This is a genomic window from Pseudomonas sp. GW821-FHT10B02 (assembly GCF_059415665.1).
The window spans coordinates 1-17,209 of record NZ_JBWKNR010000010.1; the positions used below are offsets into that span (position 1 = coordinate 1).

Consider the following 17,209-nt stretch of genomic DNA (forward strand, 5'->3'; position numbering starts at 1 on the left):
GAAGCGAATTGTGCTCTTGATCTTGATCTACTGCCCCGTTAACCAGAAGGGCCGAGCGGAGGCGTTGCGAAGGGGTGAGTGCGCAGCACCTTCGGCGTAGCCGAAGTCGCGAAGCGTAGAGTTGCTTGCAACTCGTAGCTCGCGATACCCCGTAGCGACGCCGCAGCGAGGGGACCCGAAGCGCAGCGTAGGGCCCCTGGTGGGGCAAGCCCTTTGTGTTCCTTTGGGGCGTTTGCCAAAGGGACCCGCCGTAAGGGCGGAAAGGTGATTAAGCGCCGCCATCGCCAATGGATATGCCCCCAACCATCAAAGCCCAAAAAGCCTCAACGCTGCTGAACCCCATGCTGAACCCGCCAGGTAGCCGGCGGCACCCCGAACTGCGCAATGAACCAGCGAGTAAAAGAGCTAGGCATCGAATACCCCAACATATCCGCAATCCGCCCCAGCGAATAACTGGGATTCTCCAGATAGCGGATCACCAGATCCCGCCGCACCCCGTTGATCAAATCACTGAACGTCACCCCGCATTCCTCCAGCCGCCGCTGCAAGGTCCGCACATTCATCCCCTGGGTCTGCGCCACTTGCTCGATAGTGGCCCGCCCCATGGGCAGCAACAAATAAATGGTCTTGCGCATTTCCAGCTCCAGCGACAGCTTGCCCCCGGCCTGCAGCGTATCCAGATAACGCTGGGCCAGGCGCGCCATCGCCTCATTGGCCAGCGGATTGGCCGCATCCAGATCGGCCGCAGGGCAGACAATGCCGTTGAACTCACTGCCAAACACCAGCTTGCAACCAAATATCCGCCGGTGAATGGCAAGGTCAGCGGGAGGATTGTGGGTGAAGTTGGCACTGATCGGATGCCAGTGAGCCCCCAATACAGCCGCACACAGACGCCGCATGACCCCGATCGCAAGCTCCGTAGCCTGACGACTGCCGCGCGGCAGGTCGCTGACCACTTCTTCACGAATGATCACCGTTTTGCCCGCGTCTTCGATATGAATCGCCAGCGCATCATTGAGCAAATGCCGGTACTGCACGATCACCAGCAAGGCATCACGCAGCGTGCGCTGGTGACTGAGCAGCAAGCTGATCTCGCCAAAGTCCGACAACTGGCGCAATTCGGCCATCCGCAGGCCAAAGGTCTCACAACCACTGACCCGCGCCGACTCCTCCAGCAGGGTAATCACGCTTGAAACCGCAAGACGTTGGTTCGGATCATCGAGCAATGCGGCACTCAGGCCGACCTGGGCCAGCAAGGCGTGCGGGTTCAACCCCACGTGGCGCGACACTTCGAGGTAGTTGGTCAAGCTTGCAGCACGGACGAGGGCGGTCATTTTATTGTTTTCCACGCATTTCTCATTAGGCGTCCCGCTTCTGCGGCGGGTCGCTTTTTATAGCCTGAGTGTCATCAAATGAAAAGCCGTTTCCTGCCCCTCTCCCGGAGCAATCTGCCCACTGTTCAAGCGTAGCGGACGGCTGCCCGCATCGGTGTCATCAAATGAGAAGTCACTGACGTTCAATGTAAAGCACCCGGGGGTAGGGGTGATTACTGTGACTGTCAAGCGCTCCCCCAACGTGGTGAGCAGACTGACTTGAGCATAGGTGCTGACGTGGAAAGATTGCATACCGCCGCTACCGTCCTGATCGTCCCTGGCCTGCGTGACCATGTTGCCGAGCATTGGCAGACCCTGCTCCAGGCGCGCCTGGCCAATGTGCGCTCAGTACCGCCTTTGCAAGTCAATGGCCTGGACTGCAACGCCCGGGTCGAAGCGATCCAGCGCGAACTGGAGCAGATCGACGGCGAAGTCGTGCTGGTGGCGCACAGCGCCGGTGTGCTGATGGTCGCCCATTGGGCTGCCCGCTATGACCGGCCGATCAAAGGCGCGTTGCTGGCGGCACCACCGGACCTGAACGCTCAATGGCCTGCAGCCTACCCAAGCCCGGACACCCTGCGTGCCAACGGCTGGGCGCCGCTGCCGATTACACCGTTGCCGTTCCCAAGCATTGTTGCTGCCAGCAGCAACGATCACCTGGCCAGCCTCGAGGCGGTTACCGCCATGGCCGAAGGCTGGGGCAGCGACCTGGAATTGCTCGGCGCGGTCGGCCACTTGAACCCGGCTGCCGGGTTCGGTGCCTGGCCCCAGGCCGAAACCTTCATTCAAATGCTGGACTGTTAACCCTGCCGTCGCGCATGGACGCTTGACCAACGCCCGCACAAGTCGGGCGGCGATAACAAAAATAACAATTCGTGGAGTCATCGTAATGCCAAAACACCGCATTCAATGCGCTGTGCCGTCGCAGCGCCGTCTGCTGGCCTGTGCCATCAGTTTGCTCGCTTTGCCTGGCGCGCATGCGTTCGAAGTCGATACCGGTAACGAAGACTGGGCCGTACGCCTGGACAACACCGTCAAGTACAACTACGGCGTACGCACCGAAAGCGCCGACAAGCGCATGCTGGCAACGCCGAACAACAACGACGGCGATTACAACTTTCGCAAAGCCGGTACCAACATCACCAACCGCGTCGACCTGCTGACCGAGCTGGATGTGATCTACCAGGGCAGCATGGGCTTTCGCGTCAGCGCCGCCAGCTGGTATGACAAGGCTTACGACAACACCGGCTCCAATTCCAACCCGTTCGTCAACGGCAACGGCGACAGTTCCGGCATCGTTCCGAGCCTCAACGGTTTGCCGGGCACCGGCACGCCGTTGGGCAGCCCGCACCTGAGCAACTATGCCCAGCGCTATTACAGCGGCCCGTCGGGTGAAGTGCTCGATGCGTTCGTGTTCATGAGCACCGAAGTCGGCGAAAGCTCGCAACTGAGCGGCAAGCTGGGTCAGCACAACCTGTTCTGGGGCGAAACCCTGCTCAACCCGGTGCACTCGCTCAGCTATGGCCAGTCCGGCCTCGACCTGGCCAAGCTGGCAGCGTCGCCTGGAACTGAGGCCAAGGAACTGTTCGTACCGCGCAACCAGCTGTCCACCTCGTTTCTGGTGAACCCGGAACTGACCATCGGCGCGCAGTATTTCTTCGAATGGGATGCCGCCCGGTTGCCGGAAGCAGGCACCTATTATGGCGGCTCCGATGTGGTGGGTGAGGGCGCCCAGAGCTTCCTCCTCGGTCACACCGGCACGCCCGGGCTGATCCCGGTACGCGGTGCGCTGACCAGCATCCGCCGCGGCGAAGACCTGAACCCGGAAAAACGCGGTGACTGGGGCGTGATGGCCAAGTGGTCGCCCGAATGGCTGGGCGGCACGATGGGCTTCTACTACCGCAAGACTTCGGAAATCCTCCCGCAGGCCTGGCTCGATACCCGCGGCCTGACCGTGTCCCGTGGCCCGTTCGGCAACCCGCCTGCCGGTCGCCAGGGCGCCGTCGGCAACCTCTACAACTCGCTGCAAAGCGCCTCTTACCAGTTTGCCTACGCCGATAACATCGATGTCTATGGCCTGAGTCTGTCCAAAGACGTGGCCGGCATCAGTGTCGGCAGCGACCTGAACATCCGCCACAACATGCCGCTGGCGAGCATTCCGGCCATCGTCAGTGCCCCGGGCCAAGGCGGCCTGGCTGGCGGTTTCGGTCTGTTGCCGCCACGCCTGCCGAGCAGTGGCGTGATCACTGACGTGCCCAGCGACGGCGACGGCCTGAGTGCCACCGGCCAGACGCTGCACTGGACCCTCAACGGCCTGATGACCATCGCCGATACGCCGCTGTTCGATAGCGCGACCCTGTTGGGCGAGTTGTTCTACAGCAACCTGCTCAAGCTCGATGGCCACAACGAGGCTTTGTACAAGGGCAAGAGCAGCTACCGCGGGATCGACAAACCGACCCGTGACAACTGGGGCATCGCCGTCAACTTCACCCCGACCTGGTACCAGGTCATGCCCGGTGTCGACCTGAGCATGCCGCTGTCGGTCAACGTCGGTATCGATGGCGTCTCGCCGGTGCAGGGCGGGGGCGCCGAGGACACCGGCAACTACGCGGTAGGCGTCAGCGCCGCGGTTTACAACCAGTATTTCGTCGACCTCAAGTATGTCGACAGCTTTGGCAAGACGCAGTCGTGCAAGAACGGCCAGACCGATGGCACGACTCCCAATGCCCTGGACGGCGAGCAGGATTACACCTGCTACGGCGGAGGCTATGCCTCTTTCTCTGGCGGCGGGGCGACCACTGAGGACCGTGGCGCGCTGTACCTGACCGTAAAAACCACTTTTTGAGTCACGTCTTCCTTCAGACATCACGCAGGAAAACAATCATCATGAATTACATGCGTACACTTTTAGCCACCTGCCTGTCACTGGCAGCAATCCATTCCGCCCAGGCCGCAGTATCCAGCGACCAGGCAGCCCGCCTCGGCACCAGCCTGACCCGTATCGGCGCCGAAAGTGCCGCCAATGCCGACGGTTCCATTCCTGCTTATCAGGGCGGACTGGTCACCCCACCCGCCAGCTTCAAGAGCGGCGACAGCATGCGTCCCGACCCGTTTGCCGGCGAAAAGCCGCTGATGGTCATCAATGCCAAGAACGCTGATCAGTACAAAGGCCAGCTGACGGCCACCACCCAGGAGCTGCTCAAGCGCTTCCCGACGTTCTCGGTGGATGTCTACCCGACCCATCGCACCGTCGCGCTGCCCCAGCCTGTACTGGACAACACTGCAAAGAATGCTGTCGGTGCGCACAGCAAGGAAGGCGGTACCGCGGTTGAAAACGTGTTGCCAGGGATTCCGTTCCCGATCCCGCAGACCGGTGCCGAGGCCATGTGGAACTTCCTCCTGCGCTACCAGGGCGTGAGCATGGCGGCCAAGTACGACTCATGGAACGTCGATTCCGCTGGTGTGCCGACCCTGTCCACCACAGGTCAAGCCAACATCAGCTACCCGATCTACGAGGACATGAGCAAAACCATCGGCTCCAAAGACACCTACTACCAGATGAAACTGGTGTACACCGCGCCAGCCCGGCGTGCCGGTGAAGCAATGATGCTGCGTGACGCCGCCAACCCGCTGGTGCAACCACGCAGCGCCTGGCAGTACCTGCCGGGGCAGCGCCGGGTCAAGCTTGCACCGAACCTGGCTTACGACACCCCCAACCCCGGCACCTCGGGTTCGGGTACCTATGATGACGTGTTCGTCTTCAACGGCGCCCTCGACCGTTACGACTGGACCCTGGTGGGCAAACAGGAAATGTTTGTGCCCTACAACACCTACAAGCTCACCTACAACACCGACATCAAACAGCTGATCACCCCCAACCATCTGGCGCCGCAGTTCGTGCGTTGGGAGAAGCACCGCGTGTGGGTGGTCGAAGGCAAGCTCAAGGACGGCGCCCGCCACATCTACCACAAGCGCCGCTTCTACCTCGACGAGGACAGCTGGATCGCTCTGGCCTCCGACCAGTATGACGCCCGTGGTCAGCTGTACCGTGGCTCGTTCGCCTTTCTCAGCCAGAGCTATGACAAACAGACCCCGGACGCCACGCCTTTCATGATCTACGACCTGATCGGCGGCACCTACAACCTCAATGGCGTGGTCGGCGCTTACGGCGGCATTCGCTACATCGAGCCGCTGTCCAAGACCCAGTGGTCGCCTGAGTCCCTGGCTGGCGCCGGCATTCGCTGAGTTCGCAGGCAAGTTAGGTACGGTCCGGCATCGCCCCTCGATGCCGGATCGTTGGTTGAGCAGCCTGCTGCGTGCAGCGGCGATCCGGAGGACCCGGTATGTATTCTCTCAAGCGCTGTACCGCGTTGATGCTGACGTGGGCCGCCCTTCAAGGTGCGGCACAGGCCGCACCTTACATGGATGTGCTGGATCTGCCGGCCATGCCCAGCGCCCTGGCAGCGGTCAGCCCGTTGCGTGATGTAACCAGCGTTGGCGCGCGCCTGGTAGCTGTCGGGCCGCGTGGGCACATTCTGTATTCCGATGACAACGGCGGCCATTGGCAGCAGGCCAGCGTGCCGGCCAGTGCCGACCTCAATGCCGTGAGTTTCCCCAGCGCCGAGCAGGGCTGGGCGGTGGGTAATGACGGTGTGATCCTGCACAGCGGCGATGGCGGTGTGAGCTGGCAAAAGCAACTGGACGGCCGCGTGCTGGGCGAACAGGTGCTGGCCTACTACCGCGCCCAGGCCCAGGCCGCACCGCAGGACGAACGTTGGCCGACGCTGATCGCGGAAGCTGAACGGCTGGTGCAAGAGGGTGCCGACAAACCGTTTCTGGATGTCTGGTTCTCTGACGAACAGAACGGCTTTGCAGTCGGTGTTTTCAACCTGCTGCTGCACACCCGCGACGGTGGCCAGCACTGGACGCCATGGCTGGAGCGCAGCGACAACCCACAAGGCCTGCACCTGACCAGCCTGGCCAGCGTCGACGGCACGCTGTACATCACCGGCGAGCAAGGCCTGCTGCTCAAGCTCGACGCCGATGGCCAGCGCTTCACCCGCCTGACCACGCCTTACAGCGGTACGTTCTTTGGCGCCGTCGGCAAGCCGGGAGTGCTCCTGGTCTATGGCTTGCGTGGCCATGTGCTGCGCAGCACCGATGGCGGCCAGAACTGGCAGCCGGTGAACACCGGTCTTGCCAACAGTATCACCGCGGCAAGCCTGGACAGCAGCGGAAAGCTGTGGCTGCTGAGCCAGGCCGGGCATGTACTGCTCAGCCGCGACGACGGCGCCAGCTTCGCCCAGATCAGGCAAACGGCACGCACACCGATCAGCGCGGCGGCATTCGATGCCGCGACCGAGCTGGTGCTGGTGGGCGAACGTGGCGTACGCACGCTCGCCGTTGAATAACTGCCGTCCCCATAACAAGAGATAAACCTGATGGCCAATATCCAACAAGACACCTTGCCGGTGATCCGCACCCTCGGCGAATTCGACACCCGCTCCGGCAACTGGCTGGAACGTCTGGTGTTCAACCATCGACTGCCGTTCATGCTGATGATGCTGCTGGCGACCCTGGTGCTGGGGTTCATGGCCGTAACTCGCCTGGAGCTGCGGCCCAGCTTCGAGAAGATGATTCCGCAGAGTCACCCCTATATCCAGAACTACCTGGAAAACCGCCAGTCGTTGCGCGGCCTGGGCAACTCGTTGCGGGTGGTGGTGGAAAACACCGAGGGCGACATCTTCGATCCGGCTTACTTGCAGACCTTGCGGCAGATCAACGATGAGCTGTTCCTCAGCCAGGGCGTCGACCGCGCCTGGATGAAGTCACTGTGGAGCCCGGCGGTACGCTGGACCGAAGTCACCGAGGAAGGCTTCCAGGGCGGCCCGGTGATGCCCGACAGCTATCAGGGTTCGGCCGGCGACATCGAGCAACTGCGCCAGAACATCGAGCGCGCGAATATCGTCGGCAGCCTGGTCGCCCGCGACTTCAAGTCGAGCATGCTGATCGTGCCGCTGCTCGACCAGGACTCGGCCACCGGCCGTGGTATCGACTACCACGCGTTCTCGCAAAAGCTTGAGCAACTGCGCAGCCAGTACGAAGCGCAGGGCACCTACAAAATTCATGTGATCGGCTTTGCCAAACTGATGGGCGACCTGATCGACGGCCTGATCCAGGTCATGCTGTTCTTTGCCCTGGCGGTCCTGACCACGCTGGTGATCATCTACCTCTACACCCGCTGCGTGCGCAGTACCCTGCTGGTGGTGGTGTGCTCGTTGACGGCGGTGGTCTGGCAACTGGGCATTGTCGCCTGGCTGGGTTATGCCATCGACCCTTATTCGATTCTGGTGCCGTTCCTGATTTTCGCCATTGGCGTGTCGCACGCCGCGCAGAAAATGAACGGCATCATGCAGGACATCGGCCGCGGCACCCATCGCCAGGTCGCCGCCCGCTATACCTTCCGCCGCTTGTTCGTGGCCGGTGTCACCGCGCTGCTCGCCGATGCGGTGGGCTTTGCCGTGCTGATGCTGATCGACATTCCGGTGATCAAGGACCTGGCCATCACCGCCAGTATCGGCGTGGCGGTATTGATCTTCACCTCGTTGCTGCTGATGCCGGTGGCGCTGTCCTATGTCGGTGTCGGGCGCAAAGCCGCCGAGCGCGCCTTGCGCATTGACTCGCGGGCCGCCGAACACCGTGGCTTCGGCAAACTCTGGGACCTGCTCGACCGTTTTACCACGCGTAAATGGGCGACCGCGGCCTTGCTGGTGGCCTCAGTCCTGGGGGCAGGGGGCTTTGCCCTGAGCCTGCAATTGAAGATCGGCGATCTCGACAGCGGCGCCCCGGAGCTGCACGCCGATTCACGTTACAACCGCGACAATGCCTACATCACTGGTCATTACGCGCTGTCCAGCGACACCTTCGCGGTGATGATCAAGACCGCTCCCGAAGGTTGCCTGCGTTACCAGACCCTGGTGCTCGCCGACCGCCTGGCCTGGGAGCTGCAACAGCACGCCGGGGTGCAGACCACGCTGTCGTTGACCAACGCGGTGCGCCAGATCACTGCCGGTACCTACGAGGGCAACCCCAAGCTCAACAGCATCCAGCGCAACCAGGACGTGCTCAACTACGCGGCGCAACAGGCCTCGGTCAACGCCCCGGAGCTGTTCAACAACGATTGCTCGCTGATGCCGGTGATCGCCTACCTCAAGGACCACAAAGCCGACACCCTGGATGAAGTGGTTGCGGTGGCCGAGCGCTTTGCCCAGGCCAACAGCAGTGAAGACCGTCAGTTCCTCCTGGCCGCCGGCAGTGCCGGTATCGAAGCGGCGACCAACATCGTCGTGCGCGACGCCAACCGCACCATGCTGTTGCTGGTGTACCTGGCGGTCACGGTGTTCTGCCTGATTACCTTCCGCAGCTGGCGCGCAACCCTGGTGGCGGTGCTGCCGCTGATGCTCACTTCGGTGCTGTGCGAGGCGCTGATGGTGATGATGGGCATCGGGGTCAAGGTCGCCACCTTGCCGGTAATCGCCCTGGGCGTGGGGATCGGCGTCGACTATGCGCTGTACCTGCTCAGCGTCCAGTTGCACTACCAGCGCAAAGGCATGCCGCTGTCCGAGGCCTATGAGAACGCCGTGGCCTTCACCGGCCGGGTGGTCGGTCTGGTCGGCATCACCCTGGCTGCCGGCGTGGTGGGCTGGGCCTGGTCGCCGATCAAGTTCCAGGCCGACATGGGCATCCTGCTGACCTTCATGTTCCTGTGGAACATGCTTGGCGCGTTGATCCTGATTCCGGCCCTGTCGTATTTCCTCCTGCCTGGCAACAAGGCCGAGGTTACTGCTCCCGGCACCGTCGCTGACGACCGGTTAAAACACACCAGCCAAGAAGTAGAGTGTTCGCAAAATGTCTGATTACCTTCCACCTTTGCGCGATATGGATTTTCTGTTCAACGAGGTCTTCGACATTCCGGCCATCTGGTCACGGATACCCGCGTTGGCCGAGCAGGTCGATGCCGACACCGCCAAGGCGATTCTCGAACAGGCCGGCAAGCTCATTGCCCAGGTGGTGGCGCCGCTTAACCGCAGCGGCGACGAGCAGGGCTGCCGCTGGGAAGCGGGCCGGGTGATCACTCCGGATGGCTTCGCCGAAGCCTATCGCCGTTATGCCGAGGATGGCTGGGTGGGTGTGGCGGGCGCGGTGGAGTACGGTGGCATGGGCATGCCCAAAGTGATTGGCGCCCAGGTCGAGGAAATGCTCAACGCCGCCAACCTGTCCTTTGGCCTGTACCCGATGCTGACCGCAGGCGCCTGCCTGTCGCTGCTCAACCACGCTAGCGATGAGCTCAAGGCTCAGTACCTGCCGCCCATGTACGAAGGGCGCTGGACCGGCTCGATGTGCCTGACCGAACCGCATGCCGGCACCGACCTGGGCTTGATCCGCACCCGCGCCGAGCCTCAGGCCGATGGCAGCTACCGCATCAGCGGTACCAAGATCTTCATCACCGGTGGTGAGCAGGACCTGACGGAAAACATCATCCACCTGGTGCTGGCCAAGCTGCCGGATGCGCCGCATGGCGCCAAGGGTATCTCGCTGTTCCTGGTGCCGAAGGTAATGGTCGAGGCGGACGGTTCGCTGGGCCAGGCCAACGCGGTCAGTTGCGGTTCGATCGAACACAAGATGGGCATCAAGGCCTCGGCCACCTGTGTGATGAACTTCGATGGCGCCGTCGGTTACCTGGTCGGTGACCTGAACAAGGGCTTGAACGCCATGTTCACCATGATGAACTACGAACGCCTGGGCGTTGGTATCCAGGGCCTGGCCTTGGGAGAGCGCTCTTATCAGAACGCCATCGAGTACGCCCGTGAGCGTCTGCAAAGCCGCGCGCCAACTGGCCCGGTAGCGGCCGAACAGCCTGCCGACCCGATCATCGTGCACCCGGACGTACGGCGCATGCTGCTGAGCATGAAAGCCCTGAACGAAGGCGGGCGGGCGTTTTCCACGTATGTCGCGCTGCAACTGGACCTGGCCAAGTACAGCCAGGACCCTGCCGAGCGCAGCCGTGCCGAAGCACAAGTGGCGTTGTTGACGCCCGTGGCCAAGGCATTCCTGACCGACATGGGCCTGGAAACCACCGTTCATGGCCAGCAGGTGTTCGGTGGCCACGGATACATCCGCGAATGGGGCCAGGAGCAGTTGATTCGCGATTGCCGCATCACCCAGATCTACGAAGGTACCAATGGCATTCAGGCTATGGACCTGCTGGGCCGCAAACTGGTCGCCGACGGTGGCCGGGCTTATGCGGTGCTCTCTGCGCAGATCAAGGCATTCGCCGAATCGCTCGATGCCTCGCGTAGCGAATTCAGCGCACCGCTGCTGGCCGCAGTCGCCAACCTGGACGAACTGACCGCCTGGGTGCTCGACCGCGCACAAGGTAACCCACAGGAGATTGGTGCGGCGGCGGTGGAGTACCTGCATGTGTTCGGCTACACGCTGTATGCGTACATGTGGGCGCAGATGGCTGATGTCGCCCTGGAGCAAGCACAGCAATCAGGCTTCTACGCCAGCAAACTGGGCACTGCGCGGTTCTATTTCGCGCGCCTGTTGCCGCGCATCCAGTCGCTCAGCGCCACGGTCAAAGCCGGCAGCGCCAGCCTGTTCCTGCTCGACGCCGATCAACTGTGAAGGTCCCTGCGATGATCAATACCCGCGTCATTGCCCCGGCACCCGGGGCCTATAGCTATCCGCTGCTGATCAAGCGTCTGCTGCTTTCCGGCGTGCGCTATCAACCCGGCCAGGAAATCGTCTACGCCGACAAGCTGCGCTACACCTACACGACCTTGATGGAGCGTATCCAGCGCCTGGCCAATGTGCTGGTCGAGGCCGGAGTCAAGCCTGGCGACACCGTGGCCTTGCTCGACTGGGACAGTCACCGCGCACTGGAGTGCTTCTTTGCCGTGCCGATGATCGGCGCCGTGCTGCACACGGTCAACGTGCGTCTGTCCGCCGAGCAGATCCGCTACACCATGAACCATGCCGAGGACCGTCTGGTGCTGGTGCATGACGATTTCCTGCCGTTGATGGAACAGTTGCAGGGTGAGTTGCAGACGGTTGAAGGCTTCATCCGCTTCAGCGACGCCGAGCCGTGTGCCACAGAGTTGCCTGTGCTGGGTGAGTACGAGGCACTGCTGGCCGCGGCCGACAGTCAGTACGAATTCCCCGACTTCGATGAAAACTCGCTGGCGACCCTGTTCTACACCACCGGCACAACCGGCAACCCCAAGGGCGTCTACTTCACCCATCGCCAGCTGGTGCTGCATACGCTCAACGAGCTGGGCACGCTTGCTGCCTGTGGCGGCGAACCTTTGCTGCGTTCGGGCGATGTGTACATGCCGATTACGCCGATGTTCCATGTGCATGCCTGGGGCGTGCCGTATGTCGCCACGGCTCTGGGGATCAAGCAGGTCTATCCGGGCCGCTATGAGCCCAACCAGCTGGTGCGCCTGTTCCGTGAAGAGCAGGTGACCTTCTCGCACTGCGTACCGACCCTGCTGCAGATGATGCTCGATTGCGAAGAGGGCCGTAAAACCGAGCTGGACGGCTGGAAAATGGTCATCGGCGGCAGCGCCTTGACCCAGGGCCTGGCCACCCGGGCGAGTGCGCGCGGAATCCAGATCTATTGCGGCTACGGCATGTCCGAAACCTGTCCGCTGCTGTGCCTGACCAGCCTCAGCCGCGAAGACCTGGCACTGCCCCTGGAGCAGCAGGTGCCGCTGCGGATCAACGCCGGTGTGCCGATCCCGCTGGTGGACCTGCGCATTGTCGATGAGCAGGGCCATAATGTAGCCCACGACGGTGAAAGTCTGGGCGAGGTGGTGGTACGCGCCCCCTGGCTGACCCAAGGCTACCTCAAGGAGCCCGAACAAGGCGCCGCGCTGTGGGCTGGCGGCTGGATGCACACCGGCGATATGGGCTGTATCAACGACCGTGGCGTGCTGCAGATCCGTGACCGGATCAAGGACGTGATCAAGACCGGTGGCGAGTGGATCAGTTCGGTGGCACTGGAAAGCTTGATCAGCCAGCACCCCGGCGTTGATTCGGTGGCGGTGGTGGGGGTTGCCGATGCGCAGTGGGGCGAGCAACCGCTGGCCCTGGTGGTCTGCGTTGCCGGCGTGCAACTGGATCAAAAGTCCCTTGCGCAGCACCTGCAGCAGTTTGTCGACAATGGCAGTTTGAACAAATGGGCGGTGCCACGGCACGTGCACTTTGTTGACGAGATACCGAAAACCAGCGTCGGCAAGATCAACAAAAAGCTGATTCGCGAAACTCACGCCATGTAGGTACGGCGGTTTAATCCCCGTGGGAGCCGGCCTTGCCGGCGATGAGGCCAGTGTGGCGGCAATCGCCGGCAAGGCCGGCTCCCACAGGTTAACCAAGTGACAGCCAGTTGCTCCCACAAGGGGCGGTCAGACGGTACAATCGTCCTTCCACGCTCAAGGACGAAAGGACGCTTTTGATGACCGTTACGCTGTGCAAGTCGTGCAACCACCCCGTAGACAACGATGCCAACGTCTGCCCGAACTGCGGCGAGCACAACCCGACGGTAAACACGGCAAAACAGCTTAAAGTGATTGCTGGCGTCGTGGTCGTGATGGTCCTGTTTCTTGCGGTATTTTCGGGCTGGAACAACACTGCACTAGCCCCTATCCCCCCTATCTTCGCCGTCGACGAGTCGGTGGAGGTCCGTGCGCCTCGCGGCCCGGTGAAGGTACAGAACGGTCAATTGGTGTATTACGTGACGCTGGGGATGACACCCAAGCATTACGCCGATCGCGTGAACGCAACGTTCAAAGCGCTCGACAAGCCTTTTGCCATTGACCCGACAGACATAGAAACAGGGGAGGTCCTTGATTTTCTCGAAACAGCGATTGGTTCTTACGTTGGCCTGATCGGCTCTGTGGACAAAGAAACCGGTTACTTGACCAGTATCAACCTGTTTGCCTCCGGCGATGATACGCGGGCCTCAGGGGAAGAAATTCTGCTCGTGGCCAGCGTCGCGCTGGCGGGCGCATCGCCGGGTGCCGATCACCAGGAAATCTACAAGCGCTTCAACGACATGGTCCTCAAACAGGAACGCTACCGGCACGGCCATGTGGAGTTCCAGGCAGCGACCACTGAACTGATGGGTTCCTGGTTTTCCGCCGATCCGATCCAGCCTGACTGACTGAGCGCTTCGTAGCCTGCCAGTACTGCATGGCGCCCGAGTCAAGCCCGCAGCGCCCGCCTTCCGAGATCAGAAAGCGGGCCTGTCGATGATCACCAATCGACTGCGTAGCTCAGCGCCAGACGCCGGCCCTCGGCATGCGGGTAGGGCGCGGCAGCGTTGGCCTGCATGTAGAGCGTTTCGTAGTTGCGGTCGCTGAGGTTGTAGACACCCATCTCCAGCTTGCCCACCGGCAGTGCCACCCCGGCCAGCAGGTCGACGGTGGTGTAGCCTTCGATCTTGCGGCCGTTGCCATCCTTGAAGCCTTCGTCGTAGCTTTCCAGACGCAAGGCTTGCAGGCGCAGGTTGTAGCCCTGGTCATCGAACTCGACGAACGCCGTGGTCTTGGCCGGCGAGATGCGTGTGGCTGGCAGGTCACGCCATTCGCCGTTCTGGTCGGTCTCGCCCTTGGTCCAGGCATAGGTGCCGCCCAGCGACCAGGCGTTGCTCAGGTGGTAGGTCAAGGCGGTTTCGATGCCGCGCACCCGTTCCTTCTGGTCGATCAGGCGTTGCGCGCGGGTGACCGAGTCGTAGTACTGGGTGACGTCCGAGCGGTTCTCGAACACGGTGACGTTGGCCTGCAGCGATTCCCAGTCGCCACGCCAGCCCAGCTCATAGCTGTCGACCTTGATTGCCTGGGCGTTGAGGTCGTGAATGTCATAGCTGCCGCGCACATCGCGCAAAAAGCGCTGGATGTCCGGCAATGAAAAGCCCTGGCTGAAGTTGACGAACAGGTCCTGGGCACTGCTCAGGTGATACACCGCGCCAAGGTTGTAGAGGGTGTCTTCGTACTTCAACGTGCCGCCGGGCAGCACCTCGCTGACACCCGCCTGCCAGATACCGCCGAAGGCTACGCTGTCGTCGACGTCGCTGTGAATCCACTCATGCCGGGCGCCGCCACGCAAGGTCCAGTCACCGATGTCCCAGGTCGTCTGCGCGAACAACGCAGTGGTGTTGGTTTCGATGTCGGGGCCGAAGGCGTAGCGCTGGCCGGTGGGGGTGTAGACCAGGCCATCGACGCTGTAACGATCACCGTCCTGGCTGACCTGTTCGTTCTCCAAGTCGGCACCCCAGACCAGGCTGCCGGTGGCACTGCCGATACTTGGCAGGCTGCTTTCCACCGCGGCGCGCAGACCGTACACCCGGGCTTCGCTTTCGGACGCAACGACGCCGGCGTTGGCGCCCCAGTTGTACGGGAAGAAGCGGGCCTGCTGCTTGCGCCAGTAGCTTTCCACCAGCAGTTGCTGACCGAACAGGTCGCTGTCGCTGTAGTTGAAGTTCACCGCCTGATTGTGGGTGAAGGGCTGATCGCTCAGTTGCAGGCCTTTGACTGCCACCGACTCGCCATTCTGTGTGCCCGCCACATAACCGGTGTCCTGTTTGTCTTCATACTCTTGCAGAGCCAGAGTGACGCGCCGCTGTTCATTCAGGTCGTAGCCGAACTTGGCATGCAGGTCATGGCTTTCAGTGTCCATGTTGCTGCCCTGGAACGCTTCCTGGGGGATGCGCTTGCCGTTGCCGTCGAACTGGTCATTGCGCTGCACCAGGTCGGCGGACAGGTACCAGTCCAGTGCGTCCTGGCGTCCGGTCACGCTCTGGAAGCCTTCGTAGGCAAAACCCTTGTGATTGAAATTGTCCGCGCTGCTGATACCGACACGGCTGCTCATTGCCAGTGCCTGCCCGTCGTTGCGCTTGGTGATGATGTTGATGATGCCGCCCGAGGCCCCGGCGCCATACAGGCTGCTGGCCCCCGACACCACTTCGATGCGCTCGATGCTTGAAGGCGCCACGCTGTTGAGTTGACGGGAAACATCGCGGCTGGCGTTCTGCGAAACACCATCGATCAGCACCAACACATTGCGCCCGCGCAGGGTCTGGCCATAGTTGCTCATGGTGCCGGAGGAGGGCGCCAGACCCGGTACCAGAGTACCGAGAATATCGGCAACTTTGCGCCCGGCAGCCGACTGTTGGGCGATTTGCGGCGCCTGGATGACCTGCACGGTGCCGGGGATCGAGGCAATGCTCGCCTGGCTGCGCGAAGCGGTAACCAGCGTTTCCGAGAGCGACAGCGGGCCGCTGTCCAAATCAACGGGAGCGGGGGCCGGTTGGACGACGTAGCTGTTCTGACCGCTCAGACGCCATTGCAGGCCACTGCCTTGCAACAACGCATCGAGCGCTTGCTCGGCGCTGTAGTCACCCTGCAGTGCAGGCGCCGATTTGCCGCGCAGCAATGTTGCATCGACGCCGATGGCCAAGCCGGTGCGGGTCGCCAGTGCCGTCAAGGCGCTATCCAGCGCCTGGCTGGCCTGTTCGAAGTGATAAGTGCCCGAGGCGCTGTCGGCAAAGGCCGGTGCTGCGCAGCTCAAGGCCAGCGCCAGGGCGCTGCGGCGAAACAGTGAAGCGGTGGTGTTGGTCATGGGTATTGCCCGTGCAATCGACTGTATTACCTTCAATGACCGGGCTGAAAACAAATCGGGCAGTCACCTGGCACTTTTTTTTCAACGTGGCCGTACATTCACCAGGTAGTCGCTGTAGAAGTCGATACGGATCGGCAAGGTTGCCTGCAACAGCGCCAGAGCGGCATTGCTGTCTTGCACCGGCAATACGCCGGTGAAGCGCAGGTTTTGCAGTTGCGTTTTATCGCTCCAGATCAGCCCGGGGCGATGGCGGTCCAGTTCAGCCAGCACCTCTGCCAGCGGGCGGTCGTGGAAGATCAGCTGGGCGGGTGCTGAAGCGACGGCCGCAGCCTGGCCAGGCCAATACTCCACAGGCAACCACTGCACTGCGGCGATCGCCACCGGCAACGCCAGCGCCAGACCGATGGCGGCAAGCGGACGCGATTTGGCTTTGGGGGAGGGTGAAACAGCCTGCCACAGCTGCTGCAACTGCTGGTAAATCTGGCCATGGCGGTGGTCAACTTCGCACCAGCTACGAAACTGCGCGAGATCTTCAGGCGATGGATTGTCGTCCAGGCGCAGCAACCATTGCGCGGCCTGGTCGCGGATGCTGTCCAGGGGCACGGCCTCAGTCATCTTGCAGACCCTCGGGCATCGCATCGAACAACCGCGCATGACAGTGCGCCAGTGCCTTGGCCAGGTACTGCTTGACGCTGCTTTCGGACACTTGCAACTGCCGGGCAATCTCGCCGTACGAGCAGCCATCGACCCGTGCCAAAAGGAACGCCTTGCGGGGCTTTTCATCCAGCTCTTCGAGGAGCAACAACAGCACCTTGGCCAACAACTGGCGCACCGCAACGATCTGTTCCGGCCCTTGCTGGCTCGATTGCTCAAGCAGCACGGTCATGCTGTGCAAGGTTTCTGCTTCGACCCGACGGCGGTGGTACTGGTTGATCAGCAAGCGATTGGCCGCTACCAGCAGAAACGCCCGCGGCTCCTTGAACGCTGGCAGGTGCTCAAGGCCCAGCAGTTTGACGAAGGTGTCGTGGGTCAGGTCGGCGGCATTGTCGGGACAGCCAAGTTTCTTGCGTAGCCAGCCGAACAGCCAGCCGTGATGGCGCTGATAGAGCTCGGAAAAAGGAGAAACGGGCTGGCCCGGCACGACGAAACCTCGA

The 17,209-nt window shown here is 62.0% G+C and carries 12 protein-coding genes; 8 read left to right on the top strand and 4 right to left on the bottom strand.

Annotated elements, in window-relative coordinates; all coding sequences use genetic code 11:
- Positions 1-323: 323 nt before the first annotated feature.
- Positions 324-1,334: an AraC family transcriptional regulator gene (locus AC07OF_RS15725; RefSeq protein WP_157192479.1), complete on the bottom strand. Its 1,011-nt coding sequence runs from the start codon at positions 1,332-1,334 to the stop codon at positions 324-326.
- A gap of 276 nt (positions 1,335-1,610) precedes the next feature.
- Between AC07OF_RS15725 and AC07OF_RS15730 the strand changes: the two genes are divergently transcribed.
- The 8 genes from AC07OF_RS15730 (at position 1,611) to AC07OF_RS15765 (ending at position 13,599) form a co-directional block, all read left to right on the top strand.
- Entirely contained in the window at positions 1,611-2,177 is a 567-nt protein-coding gene (locus AC07OF_RS15730) for an RBBP9/YdeN family alpha/beta hydrolase (protein WP_157192480.1), read from the top strand.
- An 85-nt stretch (positions 2,178-2,262) separates the two neighbouring features.
- Complete coding sequence (locus AC07OF_RS15735) at positions 2,263-4,218, top strand: DUF1302 domain-containing protein (protein ID WP_157192481.1); 1,956 nt, start codon at positions 2,263-2,265, stop codon at positions 4,216-4,218.
- Positions 4,219-4,259: 41 nt separating this feature from the next.
- The gene (locus tag AC07OF_RS15740) at positions 4,260-5,618 is read left to right on the top strand and encodes a DUF1329 domain-containing protein (RefSeq protein WP_157192482.1); all 1,359 of its coding nucleotides are present in this window, start codon (positions 4,260-4,262) and stop codon (positions 5,616-5,618) included.
- Positions 5,619-5,716: 98 nt separating this feature from the next.
- Complete coding sequence (locus AC07OF_RS15745) at positions 5,717-6,784, top strand: WD40/YVTN/BNR-like repeat-containing protein (RefSeq protein WP_495073131.1); 1,068 nt, start codon at positions 5,717-5,719, stop codon at positions 6,782-6,784.
- A gap of 30 nt (positions 6,785-6,814) precedes the next feature.
- The gene (locus AC07OF_RS15750; RefSeq protein WP_476447186.1) at positions 6,815-9,289 is read left to right on the top strand and encodes an efflux RND transporter permease subunit; all 2,475 of its coding nucleotides are present in this window, start codon (positions 6,815-6,817) and stop codon (positions 9,287-9,289) included.
- Positions 9,282-11,060: an acyl-CoA dehydrogenase C-terminal domain-containing protein gene (locus tag AC07OF_RS15755; protein ID WP_157192484.1), complete on the top strand. Its 1,779-nt coding sequence runs from the start codon at positions 9,282-9,284 to the stop codon at positions 11,058-11,060. The genes AC07OF_RS15750 and AC07OF_RS15755 overlap by 8 nt, the downstream gene beginning before the upstream one ends.
- 11 nt (positions 11,061-11,071) lie before the next feature.
- Positions 11,072-12,715 (top strand): fatty acid--CoA ligase, encoded by a 1,644-nt coding sequence (locus AC07OF_RS15760; protein ID WP_495073132.1) that lies wholly within the window; start codon positions 11,072-11,074, stop codon positions 12,713-12,715.
- 176 nt (positions 12,716-12,891) lie between these two features.
- On the top strand, positions 12,892-13,599 hold the full coding sequence (locus AC07OF_RS15765) for a zinc ribbon domain-containing protein (protein WP_191833941.1): 708 nt from the start codon (positions 12,892-12,894) through the stop codon (positions 13,597-13,599).
- A 92-nt stretch (positions 13,600-13,691) separates the two neighbouring features.
- Here AC07OF_RS15765 and AC07OF_RS15770 read toward each other — a convergent pair whose 3' ends face one another.
- The 3 genes from AC07OF_RS15770 to AC07OF_RS15780 all read right to left on the bottom strand — a co-directional run bounded on the left by AC07OF_RS15770 (position 13,692) and on the right by AC07OF_RS15780 (position 17,196).
- Positions 13,692-16,055, bottom strand: a complete 2,364-nt coding sequence (locus tag AC07OF_RS15770; protein WP_269769805.1) for a TonB-dependent receptor — start codon at positions 16,053-16,055, stop codon at positions 13,692-13,694.
- An 81-nt stretch (positions 16,056-16,136) separates the two neighbouring features.
- On the bottom strand, positions 16,137-16,670 hold the full coding sequence (locus tag AC07OF_RS15775) for a DUF4880 domain-containing protein (RefSeq protein ID WP_157192487.1): 534 nt from the start codon (positions 16,668-16,670) through the stop codon (positions 16,137-16,139).
- Positions 16,663-17,196: a sigma-70 family RNA polymerase sigma factor gene (locus AC07OF_RS15780; protein ID WP_232478160.1), complete on the bottom strand. Its 534-nt coding sequence runs from the start codon at positions 17,194-17,196 to the stop codon at positions 16,663-16,665. Before AC07OF_RS15780 ends, AC07OF_RS15775 begins: the two co-directional genes overlap by 8 nt.
- Between the last annotated feature and the right edge of the window lie 13 nt (positions 17,197-17,209).